General features: G+C 35.2%; 19 protein-coding genes. All 19 read left to right on the forward strand.

Annotated elements, in window-relative coordinates; translation table 11 throughout:
* A partial coding sequence (locus HMPREF2864_RS11055) for a MucBP domain-containing protein (RefSeq protein ID WP_256277712.1) occupies nucleotides 1-1,217 on the forward strand: 1,217 nt, incomplete at its 5' end.
* Between the two features lie 8 nt (nucleotides 1,218-1,225).
* Nucleotides 1,226-1,492 (forward strand): LPXTG cell wall anchor domain-containing protein, encoded by a 267-nt coding sequence (locus tag HMPREF2864_RS12380; RefSeq protein WP_070545428.1) that lies wholly within the window; start codon nucleotides 1,226-1,228, stop codon nucleotides 1,490-1,492.
* A gap of 544 nt (nucleotides 1,493-2,036) precedes the next feature.
* Nucleotides 2,037-2,564, forward strand: a complete 528-nt coding sequence (locus HMPREF2864_RS11070) for a GNAT family N-acetyltransferase (protein WP_002461496.1) — start codon at nucleotides 2,037-2,039, stop codon at nucleotides 2,562-2,564.
* A gap of 25 nt (nucleotides 2,565-2,589) precedes the next feature.
* On the forward strand, nucleotides 2,590-3,933 hold the full coding sequence (locus HMPREF2864_RS11075; protein WP_062078471.1) for an Orn/Lys/Arg family decarboxylase: 1,344 nt from the start codon (nucleotides 2,590-2,592) through the stop codon (nucleotides 3,931-3,933).
* A 3-nt stretch (nucleotides 3,934-3,936) separates the two neighbouring features.
* Complete coding sequence (tmk, locus tag HMPREF2864_RS11080; protein ID WP_002461493.1) at nucleotides 3,937-4,554, forward strand: dTMP kinase; 618 nt, start codon at nucleotides 3,937-3,939, stop codon at nucleotides 4,552-4,554.
* A gap of 27 nt (nucleotides 4,555-4,581) precedes the next feature.
* Nucleotides 4,582-4,911, forward strand: a complete 330-nt coding sequence (locus HMPREF2864_RS11085) for a cyclic-di-AMP receptor (protein ID WP_002461491.1) — start codon at nucleotides 4,582-4,584, stop codon at nucleotides 4,909-4,911.
* Between the two features lie 296 nt (nucleotides 4,912-5,207).
* Nucleotides 5,208-6,134: a DNA polymerase III subunit gene (locus tag HMPREF2864_RS11090; protein WP_002461490.1), complete on the forward strand. Its 927-nt coding sequence runs from the start codon at nucleotides 5,208-5,210 to the stop codon at nucleotides 6,132-6,134.
* The gene (locus HMPREF2864_RS11095; RefSeq protein ID WP_002461489.1) at nucleotides 6,135-6,938 is read left to right on the forward strand and encodes a PSP1 domain-containing protein; all 804 of its coding nucleotides are present in this window, start codon (nucleotides 6,135-6,137) and stop codon (nucleotides 6,936-6,938) included. It begins immediately after the preceding gene.
* A gap of 16 nt (nucleotides 6,939-6,954) precedes the next feature.
* Nucleotides 6,955-7,302, forward strand: a complete 348-nt coding sequence (gene yabA / locus HMPREF2864_RS11100; RefSeq protein ID WP_002461488.1) for a DNA replication initiation control protein YabA — start codon at nucleotides 6,955-6,957, stop codon at nucleotides 7,300-7,302.
* A 92-nt stretch (nucleotides 7,303-7,394) separates the two neighbouring features.
* The gene (locus HMPREF2864_RS11105; RefSeq protein WP_002461487.1) at nucleotides 7,395-8,120 is read left to right on the forward strand and encodes a tRNA1(Val) (adenine(37)-N6)-methyltransferase; all 726 of its coding nucleotides are present in this window, start codon (nucleotides 7,395-7,397) and stop codon (nucleotides 8,118-8,120) included.
* Nucleotides 8,113-8,361: a GIY-YIG nuclease family protein gene (locus HMPREF2864_RS11110; RefSeq protein ID WP_002461486.1), complete on the forward strand. Its 249-nt coding sequence runs from the start codon at nucleotides 8,113-8,115 to the stop codon at nucleotides 8,359-8,361. The genes HMPREF2864_RS11105 and HMPREF2864_RS11110 overlap by 8 nt, the downstream gene beginning before the upstream one ends.
* 1 nt (nucleotide 8,362) lies before the next feature.
* Entirely contained in the window at nucleotides 8,363-9,208 is an 846-nt protein-coding gene (gene rsmI / locus HMPREF2864_RS11115; RefSeq protein ID WP_002461485.1) for a 16S rRNA (cytidine(1402)-2'-O)-methyltransferase, read from the forward strand.
* Nucleotides 9,209-9,436: 228 nt separating this feature from the next.
* Nucleotides 9,437-11,410 carry a methionine--tRNA ligase gene (gene metG / locus HMPREF2864_RS11120; RefSeq protein WP_070572235.1) on the forward strand — a complete coding sequence of 658 codons (1,974 nt, stop codon included), beginning with the start codon at nucleotides 9,437-9,439 and terminating at the stop codon, nucleotides 11,408-11,410.
* Between the two features lie 25 nt (nucleotides 11,411-11,435).
* Nucleotides 11,436-12,206, forward strand: a complete 771-nt coding sequence (locus HMPREF2864_RS11125; protein ID WP_002491870.1) for a TatD family hydrolase — start codon at nucleotides 11,436-11,438, stop codon at nucleotides 12,204-12,206.
* Between the two features lie 139 nt (nucleotides 12,207-12,345).
* A complete protein-coding gene (rnmV, locus tag HMPREF2864_RS11130) occupies nucleotides 12,346-12,897 on the forward strand; it encodes a ribonuclease M5 (protein ID WP_002461482.1) in 552 nt (183 codons plus the stop codon).
* Complete coding sequence (gene rsmA, locus HMPREF2864_RS11135; protein ID WP_172452329.1) at nucleotides 12,894-13,787, forward strand: 16S rRNA (adenine(1518)-N(6)/adenine(1519)-N(6))-dimethyltransferase RsmA; 894 nt, start codon at nucleotides 12,894-12,896, stop codon at nucleotides 13,785-13,787. Before rnmV ends, rsmA begins: the two co-directional genes overlap by 4 nt.
* A gap of 99 nt (nucleotides 13,788-13,886) precedes the next feature.
* Nucleotides 13,887-14,150, forward strand: a complete 264-nt coding sequence (gene veg / locus HMPREF2864_RS11140) for a biofilm formation stimulator Veg (RefSeq protein ID WP_002461480.1) — start codon at nucleotides 13,887-13,889, stop codon at nucleotides 14,148-14,150.
* A 246-nt stretch (nucleotides 14,151-14,396) separates the two neighbouring features.
* Entirely contained in the window at nucleotides 14,397-15,245 is an 849-nt protein-coding gene (ispE, locus tag HMPREF2864_RS11145) for a 4-(cytidine 5'-diphospho)-2-C-methyl-D-erythritol kinase (RefSeq protein WP_002461479.1), read from the forward strand.
* A gap of 13 nt (nucleotides 15,246-15,258) precedes the next feature.
* Entirely contained in the window at nucleotides 15,259-16,083 is an 825-nt protein-coding gene (gene purR / locus HMPREF2864_RS11150; RefSeq protein ID WP_070545424.1) for a pur operon repressor, read from the forward strand.
* Nucleotides 16,084-16,085: the final 2 nt, after the last annotated feature.

Below are 16,085 nucleotides of genomic sequence, written 5' to 3' on the forward strand. Positions count from 1 at the left end.
ATGAACGCATTCAATCAGAAATACCAAATGAAGCACCGAAGGAAACACCGGTGCAATTAGAAGTGACACGCTATGTGGATACTGATGGAAATGAAGTTCAAGAGACAGAAGAAGGCACGCACCAACCGCCTGGCATTATTGGAGATAAATGGCAGTATACAGGAAAAGTCACAGAAAAAGATGGCATCACAACGTATGTATATGAACGCATCCAATCAGCAATTCCGAACGATGCACCGCAAGAAACGCCAGTACAATTAGAAATAACACGTTATGTGGATGGCAAAGGTAATGAGGTGCAAGAAACAACAGAAGGTAAACACGAACTACCAGGTATTATCGGAGATAGATGGCAGTACACAGGTCAAACAACAACGGCAGATGGTATCACAACATATGTATATGAACGTATACAGTCAGAAATCCCGAATGAAGCGCCGCAAGAGACACCGGTACAATTAGAAGTAACGCGTTATGTGGATATTACCGGAAATGAAGTTCAAGAGACAGAAGAAGGTACGCATCAACCGCGTTATATCATTGGAGATAAATGGCGTTATTCTGGAGTAACAGTGACAGAAAATGGTATTACTAAACATGTCTATGAACGCATTCAATCAAAAGTTCCAAATGACGCACCACAAGAAACGCCTGTACAATTAGAAGTAACACGCTATGTGGACCCAGAAGGAAACGAAGTACAAGAAACAACAGAAGGTAAACATCAACCGCCTGGCATTATTGGAGATAGATGGCAATATACAGGAAAAGTCACAGAAAAAGATGGCATCATAACATATGTTTATGAACGTATTCAGTCAGAAATACCAAATAATCCACCGCAAGAGACACCGGTACAATTAGAAGTAACACGCTATGTGGACCCAGAAGGAAACGAAGTACAAGAAACAACAGAAGGTAAACATCAACCGCCTGGCATTATTGGAGATAGATGGCAATATACAGGAAAAGTCACAGAAAAAGACGGCATTACAACATATGTCTATGAACGTATTCAATCAAAAGTTCCAAATGACGCACCGCGTGTAGACATTGATGAATTGAAAATCACAATTTATGTTGATACAAATGGTCGTGAAATTGTTCCATCACGAAAAGGTCAGTTACCACCAGAACAATTTATCGGACAAGATTGGCAATATACAGGACATAAGATTGAAAAAGATGGTATTACAACATATATTTATAAAAAGTAGAGAATGCTGTGCCAGCAAAACAATTGAAAAAGACTAAGCATAATACGCAGTCTGAAAGTCAATTCAAACATACACCACAAGTTAAACAACAACTTGTTAAATATCATAATGTTAAAGAACAACGTTCTATTGAAAAGTCAGAACATACAGATATGCATGTGTCAGAGTTACCTGAAACAGGAGAAACAGCTAATAAAAACGGACTAATAGGTGGATTGTTAATAGCAATAGGTGCATTTTTCGTAACAAAAAGAAAAAAAGAAAACACAAAATAATATAGCAATACACGTCGAGACATAAATTTCCAAAAAATCGCACAAAGATGATTTATTTCAAATCATCTTTGGGCTTCTTTGTTATATTCAATAGTTTGTATTGCTGGCTCGCTTTCTTAGAGAACAGCTTCAGCCACCCCAACTTGCTTTGCTTGATGAATTTCTTCTCGAAATTCTCTCTGTTGGGGCCCCACCCCAACTCGCTTTGTCCGTTGGCTTTCTTTTCGAAAACCTCTTTGTTGGGGCCCCATCCTGAGCTTGTCTTGTTCTTTCAAGCTCTTGCTAAAATACTGCGTACTTAAAAGAAGTGTGCTTTTTCTTAATGACGCTTAATATAATAAAGAAACAGGCAAATTCTATTAAGTTTCAATAGAACTTGCCAGCTGAAGCTTTTAAAAGAAATTTATGTCTCGATCTTCATATATACTAAACCTTTGTGTACAACTACGTATGCGAGGGTTTTAGTATATAATCAATTTGCTATTAATATCATTTTACTTTCATTTGAATTTTCCATAAAATTTGAATAAAGGAGTGCATAAAAATGATTATTCGTGCATTAGAGGAAACCGATTTAGAATTCGTACATCAGCTCAATAATGAATATTCGATTATGTCATATTGGTTTGAAGAACCTTATCAATCACTGAGTGAATTGCAACATCTTTATAATAAGCATATTTTAGATGAAGATGAAAGACGATTTATTATAGAACAAGATGACCATGCTATTGGTATTGTTGAATTAGTTGAAATAGATTTTGTACATCGAAACTGTGAAGTCCAAATTATTGTTGATCCTGATTATAGTGGACACGGTTTTGCTAAACAAGCTTTTAAAATGGCCATAGACTATGCATTTTTAGTCTTGAATATGCATAAAGTATATCTATATGTTGATGTTAATAATGAAAAGGCTGTTCATATTTATGAAACACATAACTTTAATATTGAAGGCACATTAAAAGAACATTTTTATACTAATGGAGAATATCGAGATTGTTATGTTATGGGTTTATTAAAAAATCAGTGGTCTTATAGCAATCCCGACAATTTATCACATATTCGTTAATATTTAATTGAAAAGAGTGTTACACATGGCATTGCCAATTAATTATAAATTAAGCCAACTTATAAATGAAAAGGCTATATCTATGCATGTTCCTGGTCATAAAAATATGACAATTGGGACGTTACATGAACTAGATTTTAAATTTGATATGACTGAAATCACAGGTTTAGATGATTTGCATCATCCAGAAGATATTATTCTTAACAGTCAACATAATATGTCAAAACATGAAGACTACGATGCTTTTATACTTGTTAATGGAACAACGTCAGGTATATTAGCTACAATACAAGGGTTTTCAGCTGTGGATGGACGTTATTTAATTGCTAGAAATGTGCATAAGTCTGTTTTTCATGGGCTTGATTTAACACATCAAAGTGCAGATATTTTACCTATGCAGGAAAGTCTTCAAACCCATCATTATTACGGTCCTCAAACAAGAGATTTTGATTCTGAACAATATAAATTAGCCGTAGTTACATACCCAAATTATTATGGAGAATGTTTTGATATTAATTCCTGTATTTCAAAATTGCATGCAGCTAATATACCTGTCTTAGTTGATGAAGCACACGGGGCACATTTTGATTTAGACGGCTTTCCTACTTCAGCGTTAAACATGAAAGCGGATTATGTCGTACAGTCATATCATAAAACGTTACCTGCGTTAACAATGGGATCAATATTGTTTATTCACAAACAAGCGCCGCAACGTGATAAAGTTATTCAATATTTGAGTTATTTTCAGACATCTAGTCCCTCATATCTTGTTATGGCTAGCCTGGAACAGGCAAACCAATTTTATCAACAGTATGATAGTAGATTGTTTTTTAAAAGACGACAACAGTTTATCGAAATGATGCAAGATAAAGGATTTATAATGATACAAATGGCTGATCCGCTAAAGCTAACAGTACAGCATAAGCATATGTTAGGATATCAAATTCAAGATTGGTTTGAAAAAATGTCTGTTTTCGTGGAACTTGCAGATGATTATCAAGTATTGCTTATTTTACCTTTATGGCACGAACAAGATAAATATCCATTTGATGAACTTATTGAACGTATACGTATGCAGCCTGTTGAGGATTTGATAAATCATAATCAGCAATCAAGTTACACTCGTTTACCTTGTGCCGCTGGTAGTTACGAGACAATGGATATTACCCATGTTACTTGGGTTGGGTTAGATAATGCGCAAGGTATGATATTAGCACAACATATAACGCCTTATCCACCAGGTATACCACTTTTCTTTACGGGCGAAAGAATCACTCAAAATATGTTAAAATTAATAGCGCATTATATTGATTCTGGTGTCAGAGTGGAAGGGATTAACAATAAAAAAATTTTGGTTAAGGATGAATAAAATATGACAGCATTTATTACTTTTGAAGGACCAGAAGGCTCAGGGAAGACAACGGTGATTCAAGCTGTTGCAGAAAAGCTCGCACAAGACTTTGATGTAATTTCAACGCGTGAACCAGGTGGCGTACCTACTGGAGAAGAAATAAGAAAAGTTGTTCTTGATGGTAATCACATGGATATACGCACAGAAGCAATGTTATTTGCTGCTTCTAGAAGAGAACATCTTGTTGAAAAGGTCATTCCAGCATTAAAACAGCATAAAATTGTATTATGTGATCGCTATATTGATAGTTCTTTGGCTTATCAGGGATATGCACGGGGTATAGGTATAGAGGAAGTGAGAAAACTCAATGACTTTGCAATTAATGGCTTGTATCCAGATTTAACGATATATCTTGATATTTCAGCTGAGATAGGCAGACAACGTATTATGAATAATCAACGCGAACAAAATCGTTTAGACAAAGAAGATTTGAAATTTCATAATTTAGTAATTGAAGGATATCGACAAATTATGGAGAACGGGGACAAGCGATTTCGCAAAGTGGATGCCAGCCAAAATATAGCTAATGTTATTGAAGAGACGTACCAAATTATCATAAATTTTTTGAAAAAATTATGATATAATGACAAGAAGAGGTGTTATAAAATGAAAATGATTATAGCGATCATCCAAGATCAAGATAGTCAAGAACTTTCAGACCAACTCGTAAAGCATGACTTTAGAGCCACAAAATTAGCAACAACTGGTGGTTTTCTAAGAGCGGGAAATACGACATTTTTATGTGGTGTTGATGATGATCGAGTTGACGATATCTTAACTGTGATTGATAACACATGTGGTAATAGAGAACAATTAGTTTCTCCAATGACACCTATGGGCGGTAGTGCAGACTCTTACATACCGTATCCTGTAGAAGTGGAAGTCGGTGGCGCTACTGTATTTGTGATGCCAATCGATGCCTTCCATAGATTTTAAATATCGAAATAACAACGATGAATGAAAATAATGTTTGAAATTTAGAGGTCGGGACAAAAGTGTTTAGGATTTAAGCAGAACATAAAGTAGCACTGATGAAAAAGCAACGTTAAACGTGTTTCTTTAAATTTTTGTGAATAGCGGCAGTATTCAGTTAGAGATTGCTTGTAGAAATGTTATATACATTTCTCTGTGCTGGGGCTCCGCGCAAATCCTACTTCTGGATTGCTTTGTTGGCTTTCCGAGGTGTATACGTTTTGTGTCTCTGCCTTTTTTATATATGAGGAGTTTAGATCATGGATGAATTTGAACGTCTTTTGAATGCTTTTGGTTCTAATAAGTTGTCGCATGCATATTTGTTTGAAGGTGATGATGCGGAGTCTATGAAACAAGTTGCTATGGATTTTGCTAAGTTAATTTTGTGCCAAAATAATCAGCAGTGTGAGTTGAAGGTAGCAGGATTTAATCATCCAGATTTTATGTATGTAGCTTCTGATGAATCGAGCATTAAAAAGGAACAAGTTGAGCAACTCGTGCATCGTATGAATCAGCTTCCAATTGAGGGAGCGTATAAAGTATATATTATAGAAAGTTTTGAAAAACTGACGGTTCAAGGGGAAAATAGTATTTTAAAATTTTTAGAAGAACCTCCGAAAAATACAATAGCTATTTTAATCTCTACAAAGCCAGAACAAATATTAGATACTATTCATTCGAGATGCCAGCATGTTTACTTTAAGCCAATGAACAAAGCGCATTTTGTAGAACAATTGACAGAAGTCTCTGTATCGCGTCCTGTTGCTGAAATGTTGAGCACCTACACAACTCAACTTGAAGCTGCATTAACATTGAACGAAGAAAATGATTTAACAGCATTACGCAAAGTGATTGTGCATTGGTGTGAATTGCTCATTGAAAACAAACCGATGGCATTAATTGGAATTATCGAGTTGTTAAAGAACGCCAAAAACCGCAAGTTGCAGTTGTTAACATTGGCTGCAGTAAATGGTTTTTTTGAGGATATTATGCATGCTAAATTAAAAGCTGGTAAACACTATACATTTCAAGATTTAAGCAATGAAATTGAGCGATATGCTGAAGCATTAACATTACAACAAATGATAAGAATATATGACCAATTAACAGAAGCGCATAAGAAATTAATGCAAAATGTAAATCCAACATTAGTATTTGAACAAATTGTAATTAAGGGTGTGAGATAAATGCCAAAGATAGTAGGTGTACAGTTTCAACAAGCTGGGAAGTTAGAATATTATGCGCCTCAAGAATTAACTATCAAAGAAGACGACTGGGTGATTGTAGAATCAAAACGTGGCCTGGAATTAGGACTTGTTAAATGTCCACCTTGTCATGTTGCTGATGGCGATGTAACACTGCCCCTTAAAGAAGTCATACGTAAGGCTACACCTAAGGATATTGAAATATATAAACAAAATGCACAAGATGCTAAAGCAGCACTAACTTTGTGTCACGATTTCATTAAACAGTTAGAACTAGATATGCGTCTTGTTAACTGTGAATATACGTTGGACAAGTCTAAAATCATCTTTAATTTTACGGCAGATGATCGTATCGATTTTCGGAAGTTGGTAAAATTATTAGCGCAACAATTAAAAACACGTATAGAATTACGGCAAATTGGTGTGCGTGACGAAGCTAAGCTTTTGGGTGGTATTGGACCATGTGGCCGTTCACTATGTTGTTCTACGTTTTTAGGAGATTTTGAACCTGTATCTATTAAGATGGCGAAAGATCAAAATTTATCTTTAAATCCGACTAAAATTTCGGGTGCATGTGGCCGACTTATGTGCTGTTTGAAATATGAAAATGATTTATATGAAGAAGTACGAGCACAATTGCCAGATGTGGGAGAGAAAATTTCGACACCTGATGGACAAGGGCGCGTAGTAGCACTTAATATTTTAGATATTTCTATGCAGGTTAAAATTGATGGATTAGAGCAACCACTGGAATACAAAATGGAAGAAATTGAAGCGTTTAATTAAGGAGGTTTCATGACTTTTGGAGCGAAATGAATTATTTGAGCGGCTTGTGAGTCTGGAAGCAAACGTTAATGCGATAACGCAAGATATGAATGAGATAAAAGAAATGGCTGTAGCTTTAGTTGAAGAGAACGTTGCATTACATATTGAAAACGATAATTTAAAGCGCTTGATGGACAAAGATGAGCTTTCACAAAATAGTCAGCCTAAGACAAAGGAAGCCAAACAAGTCAAAAAACCATTACCCAGTAAGGATAACTTAGCAATGTTATATGCTGAAGGGTTTCATATATGTAAAGGTGAATTATTTGGAAAACATCGACAAGGCGAAGATTGCTTGCTTTGTATGGCAGTACTTAATGACTAATGACTCAGCGATATAAATGACAGGGTGTATATACAAACAACAGACGCTTAGGACTGCTGTTATTGTAACACCCGTTTTTTAGGAGCGACATAATGTTAAAAGCACATGAACGTATAGATTGTCTTATTAAAGAAAATTTGAAAGTAATACAAAACGACGACGTGTTTTCATTTTCAACTGATGCTTTATTATTAGGCTATTTTACTGAAGTAAGAAAAAAAGATACAATTATGGATTTGTGTTCTGGAAATGGTGTCATACCGCTACTATTATCTGCGAAAGGTACACAACAAATAGATGCGATGGAAATACAAATACAGTTAGTCGATATGGCGCGTCGAAGCTTTAAATATAACCATCTAGAAAATCGATTAACGTTGTTTCATATGGATTTAAAAGAGACGACGCAATATTTCAAACCCTCACAATATTCTCTTGTGACATGTAACCCACCTTATTTTAAAATAAATCAACAGCATCAACACCAAAAAGAAGCACATAAAATCGCACGGCATGAGATTATGTGTACACTCAGTGATTGCATGAAGGCTGCGCAACATCTACTTAAGCAGGGCGGGCGATTAATGATGGTACATCGAGCAGAAAGGCTTATGGATGTCTTAACTGAAATGAGACAAGTAAACATTGAACCGAAACGCTTACATTTAATTTATAGTAAAAAAGGCAAAACAGCCCAAACGATTGTTGTGGAAGGTCGAAAAAGTGGAAAGCAAGGGTTAGAACTATGTGCACCGTTTTATATTTATAATGAAGACGGTAGTTACTCGGATGAGATGAAAGAGGTTTATTATGGATAAACATTTTGTATATATTGTGCAGTGTAAAGATTATAGTTTGTATACGGGTTATGCCAGAGATGTAGAAGCGCGAATTAAACAGCATAATCTAGGAAAAGGGGCCAAATATACAAAGGCAAGACGCCCAGTAGTCTTAGTTTATCAAGAAATGTACGATACGAAATCAGAAGCACTAAAAAGAGAATATGAAATTAAGCAATTATCAAGAAAGCAAAAATTAGCATTATTTAAGGAGAGATAATATGGGGACTTTATATTTAGTCGGGACACCTATTGGCAATTTAGGAGATATTACATATCGCGCCGTTCAAGTTCTTAAAGATGTTGACTTAATAGCCTGTGAAGATACTAGAGTGACTCGTAAATTATGTTCGCACTATGCGATTGATACCCCATTAAAATCTTATCATGAGCATAATAAAGAACAACAAACGAACTATTTAATAGAGCAATTACAAAATGGTTTAGATATCGCCTTAGTATCAGATGCAGGATTACCATTAATCAGTGATCCAGGTTATGAACTCGTAGTGGAAGCAAGAGAACAGCAGCTTAATGTTGTGCCTATTCCTGGTGCTAATGCTGGTTTAACTGCTTTGATGGCAAGTGGACTGCCATCTTACATCTATACATTTATAGGTTTTTTGCCACGCAAAGAAAAAGATAAAATTTCCGTATTACAAGAACGTATGTACCAAGAAGCAACAATAATTATTTATGAGTCACCTTATCGAGTGATACAAACACTAAAGGCGATTCAAAGTATCGATGCAAAGCGACGGGTGACCATTGGTAGAGAGCTTACTAAAAAGTTTGAAGAAATCATCACACTTGATATTGATTCAATGATAGCGATGGTTGAACAAGACAAAATCCCTCAAAAAGGGGAATTTGTAATGTTAATTGAAGGGGCAAAGGCTTTGAAAGATAAGCAATGGTATGAAGAGATGACGATTCAAGAACATGTTACACACTATATTAAAAAACAACAGGTTAAGCCTAAAAAAGCAATTAAAATGGTGGCAGAAGATCGAAATATGAAGACAAGTGATGTTTACGATATCTATCATCAACTTAACGCAGAATAAATTATATTGAAATACCCATGAATTGCTGATTTTATGGTAATGTAGAAAAGATATAACGTTACTGTTTTTAGATAATGTATAATGAAGCTATAGAATTTATAGGTATATCTATATACTGATATAAGACAGTTAACATTCTGAAGATCGACATATCCATGTGCGACTTCATTGAAAAGGAAAATAATGTTAGATAACATTGATAGTGTAAGAGAATAGGAGGACCCAGTGATGGCGAAAGAGACATTTTATATTACAACCCCAATTTATTATCCAAGTGGGAATTTACATATTGGACATGCGTATTCAACGGTAGCAGGTGACGTAATTGCCAGATATAAACGCATGCAAGGATATGATGTGCGTTATTTAACAGGTACAGATGAACATGGACAAAAAATTCAAGAAAAAGCACAAAAAGCTGGTAAAACAGAATTAGAATATTTAGATGATATGATTGCAGGAATTAAAAGTTTATGGAGCAAACTTGAAATTTCAAATGATGACTTTATTAGAACAACAGAACAACGCCATAAACAAGTGGTTGAGAAAGTCTTTGAACGTTTACTTAAACAAGGCGATATTTATCTAGGTGAATATGAAGGTTGGTATTCTGTTCCTGATGAAACTTACTATACAGAACCACAACTTGTTGATCCTATATATGAAAATGGCAAAATCGTTGGCGGAAAAAGTCCGGATTCAGGACACGAAGTTGAACTTGTAAAAGAAGAAAGCTATTTCTTTAATATTAGCAAGTATACGGATCGTTTATTAGAATTTTACGATCAAAATCCGGATTTTATTCAACCACCATCTCGAAAAAATGAAATGATTAATAATTTTATCAAACCAGGTTTGGAAGATTTAGCTGTATCACGTACGTCTTTTGATTGGGGTGTTCGAGTGCCATCTAACCCTAAACATGTTGTTTATGTATGGATTGATGCACTTGTGAACTATATATCTTCACTAGGCTATTTATCAGATGATGATGCACTTTTCCAAAAATATTGGCCTGCAGACGTGCATTTAATGGCAAAAGAAATTGTACGTTTCCACTCTATTATTTGGCCAATTTTACTTATGGCATTAGATTTACCATTACCTAAAAAAGTGTTTGCGCACGGTTGGATTTTAATGAAAGACGGTAAAATGAGTAAATCGAAAGGGAATGTTGTAGATCCTAATGTGCTCATCGATCGTTACGGTTTAGATGCGACGCGTTATTACTTAATGCGTGAGTTGCCATTTGGTTCAGACGGTGTCTTCACACCAGAAGCATTTGTTGAACGTACAAACTATGATTTAGCAAATGACTTAGGCAATTTAGTTAATCGAACTATTTCGATGATTAATAAATATTTCCAAGGCGAACTTCCAGCTTATACGGGTCCAAAACATGAGTTGGATGATGCAATGGAAGCACTTGCACTTGAAACAGTAAAAGACTTTAATGATAACATGGAAAGCTTCCAATTTTCAGTTGCGTTAGCTACTGTTTGGAAATTGATAAGTCGTACCAATAAATATATTGACGAAACAACGCCATGGGTATTAGCTAAAGACGATAGTCAAAAGGATATGTTAGCCAATGTAATGGCACACTTGATTGAAAATATTCGTTTTGCAACAGTGTTATTGCGTCCGTTCTTAACGCATGCACCTAGAGAAGTCTTTAAACAATTAAATATTAATAGTCCAGAGTTGTTTGAATTGGCAAGCCTTGAACGTTACGGTGCACTAAAACAAGCTGTTATGGTTACTGAAAAGCCATCACCAATTTTCCCGAGACTAGATACAGAAGCTGAAATTGCATATATCAAAGCGTCTATGCAACCACCTAAATCTGAAAAAGTTGAACACGAGGCACCTAGTAAAGCACAAATTAATATTAAAGATTTCGATAAAGTAGAAATTAAAGCAGCAACGATTACGGATGCTGAAAATGTGAAAAAATCAGATAAATTGTTAAAAATTCAAGTTGATTTGGGAACTGAACAACGCCAAATTGTTTCAGGCATCGCTAAATTTTATAAACCAGAAGACATAATTGGTAAGAAAGTAGCTGTCGTTACGAATTTGAAACCAGCAAAATTAATGGGCCAAAGATCAGAAGGTATGATTTTATCAGCTGAAAAAGACGATGTTTTAACATTAGTAAGTTTACCTAACGCCATCGCTAATGGCGCGGTGATTAAGTAAAATTTGAAGCTTTAGGAGAGATATGATGTTAATCGATACACATGTGCATTTGAATGATGAACAATATGATGAAGATTTAAGCGAAGTGATTTCACGCGCACAACAGGCAGGTGTAGACCGTATGTTTGTCGTTGGTTTTGATACGGCTACCATTGAACGTGCGATGGAATTAATCGAACAATATGACTTTTTATATGCCATTATAGGATGGCATCCGGTTGATGCGATTGATTTTACTGAAGCGCGCTTAAGTTGGATTGAAACGCTTGCTGAGCATCCTAAAGTTATCGGTATTGGTGAAATGGGATTAGACTATCATTGGGATAAATCTCCAGCGGATGTTCAAAAAGAAGTTTTTAGAAAGCAAATTGCATTAGCTAAACGTGTTAAGTTGCCAATCGTCATTCATAATCGGGAAGCAACACAAGATTGTGTGGATATTCTACTTGAAGAACATGCTGAAGAAGTAGGTGGTATTATGCATAGTTTTAGTGGTTCTCCTGAAATTGCAGATGTGGTCATTAATAAACTGAATTTTTATATTTCACTAGGTGGTCCTGTTACTTTTAAAAATGCGAAACAACCTAAAGAAGTTGCGAAACATGTGCCAATGGAACGTTTGTTAGTTGAAACAGATGCGCCTTATTTATCGCCACATCCTTATAGAGGTAAGCGTAACGAGCCAGAACGTGTTACCCTAGTGGCGCAACAAATTGCAGAATTAAGAGGGATGACATATGAAGATGTATGTCGTCAAACTACAGAAAATGCGGAACGTTTATTTAACTTAAAGTAATATTTCTTTACATTGGGGTAAGACAATCCATCTTGTCTTGCTCCTTTTAATTATTATAAATATAAAATTAATGTGAATTCGATGTGGTTTGCTTTAAAATAACTAATGAACAGTAAAAATAAAGAAGGGTTAAATCATAGTGAGAATAAATGAGTTTATAGTTGTAGAGGGACGCGATGATACGGAGCGCGTAAAGTTAGCAGTAGAATGCGATACAATTGAAACAAATGGCAGTGCCATCAATAGAGATACATTAAATGTAATTCGACATGCACAAGAAACTAGAGGTGTTATAGTACTAACAGATCCTGATTTCCCAGGTGATAAAATTCGCCATACGATTACAGAGCATGTATCTGGAGTAAAACACGCTTATATAGATAGAGAAAAAGCTAAAAATAAGCGTGGGAAAATTGGTGTTGAGCATGCAAAACCAGAAGATATTAGAGCCGCACTAATGCATGTAAGTTCACCCTTTGAAGAAGCAATAGAAACAATCGATAAAAGCGTATTACTCGAGCTAGGGCTAATCATTGGTAAAGATGCGCGTCGAAAGCGAGAAGTGATTGGTAGAAAACTTCACATTGGTCATTCAAATGGTAAACAATTATTGAAAAAATTAAATGCATTTGGTTATACAGAAGCGGATGTACGCCAGGCATTAGGTCTTGAGAAGGAGCGAGATGAATAATGGAGAATAAAGATATTGCAACACCATCCAGAACTAAAGAACTGTTAACGCGCTTTGGATTTAACTTTAAAAAGAGTTTAGGACAAAACTTCTTAGTTGATGTAAACATCATCCATAAAATTATTGATGCCAGTGATATTGATGAACGTACCGGAGTTATTGAAATTGGACCGGGAATGGGTTCATTAACAGAGCAACTAGCTAAAAAAGCAAAACAGGTTATCGCATTTGAAATTGATCAACGTCTTATCCCGGTGCTAGATTATACGCTGGCACCATACGAAAATGTGACTGTGATTAATGAAGATATATTGAAAGCCGATATAGCAGCAGCTGTGCACACATATTTAAATGATTGTGAAAAGATTATGGTGGTTGCAAATTTACCATACTACATTACTACGCCAATTCTACTCAATTTAATGCAGCAAGATATTCCAATTGATGGATATGTCGTTATGATGCAAAAAGAAGTAGGAGAGCGCTTGAATGCGACTGTAGGAACAAAAGCTTATGGATCATTATCTATCGTGACACAATATTATACTGAAACAAGCAAAGTAGTAACAGTGCCGAAAAGTGTCTTTATGCCACCGCCCAATGTAGACTCTATTGTCGTAAAATTAATGCAGCGCTCACAACCTCTTGTAGATATAGATGATGAAACAGCATTCTTTAAATTGGCTAAAGCTGCATTTGCGCAACGTCGAAAAACAATTAATAACAATTACCAAAATCACTTTAAAGATGGCAAAAAACATAAAGAAGCTATATTATCTTGGCTTAACGCTGCTGAAATTGATCCTAAACGACGAGGTGAAACACTTTCGATACAAGATTTCGCACGTTTGTATAAAGAAAAGAAAAAATACCCTGAATTAGCTAATTAAACTGTTGACAAAAGCGTTGGACATTGATAAAATTTAAATTTTATTTGACGAAAAGGCTATGAATATGGTAAGATATACTTTGTAGCGAGGTGGAGCAATATGCCAAAATCAATTTTGGACATCAAAAATTCTATTGATTGTCATTTAGGAAATCGTATTGTACTTAAAGCCAACGGTGGTCGTAAAAAAACAATTGAACGTTGTGGGGTATTAAAAGAGACTTATCCATCAGTTTTCATTGTTGAATTAGACCAAGATAAGCATAACTTTGAAAGAGTATCTTATACATACACGGATGTGCTAACAGAGAATGTACAAGTTTCATTTGAAGAGGATAATCATCAAGAAGCAGTTGCACACTAATAAAGATATAAGTAAATAATTATTATTCAATTTGAGCGAGAGGTCAACGCAAGATTAAATTGAATAAGAAGATATAAGCGTTAATGCAAAAAGCATAGCGCTTTTTTATATGTAAAATTCCGTATATTATTTTTCAAAAGACAATGTTTATTAAGTTTTTAGAGAAATATGTATAGTTTTAATCAAATATTTGGCTCCTTTATGTTAAAATCATCTTATTAATATATTGAAGAGAGGGGCGGAAAAATGATATATGAAACGGCTCCTGCCAAGATAAATTTTACGCTCGACACCCTTTTCAAAAGAGATGACGGCTATCATGAAATTGCAATGATTATGACGACGGTTGATTTAAATGATAGACTATCATTTAAAAAACGTACGGATAATAAGATTATTGTCGACATTGAGCACAACTATGTGCCTAATGATAGTAAAAATTTAGCTTATAGAGCTGCCGAATTAATGACACATACTTATGGGATTCAGCAAGGTGTAACGATAGCGATTGATAAAGACATTCCGGTATCAGCTGGTTTAGCTGGAGGTTCAGCAGATGCTGCTGCAACGATGAGAGGTATGAATCGCCTGTTCGACTTGGGTTTAACATTGCATGATTTAGCTCAATTGGGTATTCAAATTGGCACAGATGTACCGTTTTGTATTTATAATCAAACCGCTTTATGTACTGGCTTAGGTGAGAAGATTGAATTTTTAAACAAACCGCCAGCGACATGGGTAGTTTTAGCTAAACCAGATTTAGGTATTTCATCGCCAGACGTTTTTAAAGCTTTAGATTTAAATATTGCGCATGCCGTTCACACAGAAGCGTGCAAGGCAGCGATTAAACATGGTGACTATCAAAAGTTATGCCACAGTCTTTCTAATCGCTTGGAATTAGTCTCTATGGCTATGCACCCAGAAATAAAAAAGATTAAAAATAACATGCTTCAATGTGGTGCAGATGGCGCTTTAATGAGTGGTAGTGGACCAACTGTTTATGCATTAGCACAAAAAGAAAGTCAAGCTAAGAAAATATATAATGCAGTAAACGGCTGTTGTAATGAAGTTTATTTAGTAAGATTACTAGGATAGGAAGGTTGAGACAATGCGTTATAAACGAAGTGAGCGTATTGTGTTTATGACACAATATCTAATGAACCACCCCAATGAATTAATACCTTTAACATTTTTCGTTAAAAAATTTAAACAAGCAAAATCATCAATTAGCGAAGATGTACAAATTATTAAGAATACCTTTTTAAAAGAAAGACTAGGCACAGTCATTACGACGGCAGGAGCAAGTGGTGGTGTGACCTATAAACCAATGATGAGTAAAGAAGAAGCGGCAGAAGTTATCGATGACGTGATTCATTTATTGGATGAGAAAAATCGTTTATTGCCAGGCGGATATTTATTCTTATCAGACTTAGTAGGGAACCCTACATTATTGAATAGAGTTGGTAAATTAATTGCAACAATATACATGGATGAACAACTTGATGCAGTTGTGACAATAGCGACAAAAGGGATTTCACTTGCCAACGCGGTAGCAAACGTATTAAATTTACCTGTAGTAGTCATTCGCAAGGATAACAAAGTGACTGAAGGCTCAACAGTATCCATTAACTACGTTTCAGGTTCATCAAGAAAAATAGAAACAATGGTGCTATCGAAATGTACATTAGAAGAAAATTCTAATGTGTTGGTTGTCGATGACTTTATGAGAGCTGGTGGCTCAATTAATGGTGTGATGAATCTCATGAATGAGTTTAAAGCACATGTAAAAGGGGTATCAGTACTTGTAGAATCAAAAGAAGTTAAACAACGATTGATTGAAGATTATACTTCCTTGGTCAGATTATCTGATGTTGATGAATATAATCAAGAGTTTAACGTTGAGCAAGGTAATATTTTGTCTAAATTTTCTTAAAA

Origin of the sequence: Staphylococcus sp. HMSC059F04 (genome assembly GCF_001812565.1) — a bacterium.
In the GTDB taxonomy this organism is placed as follows: Bacteria; Bacillota; Bacilli; order Staphylococcales; family Staphylococcaceae; genus Staphylococcus; species Staphylococcus lugdunensis.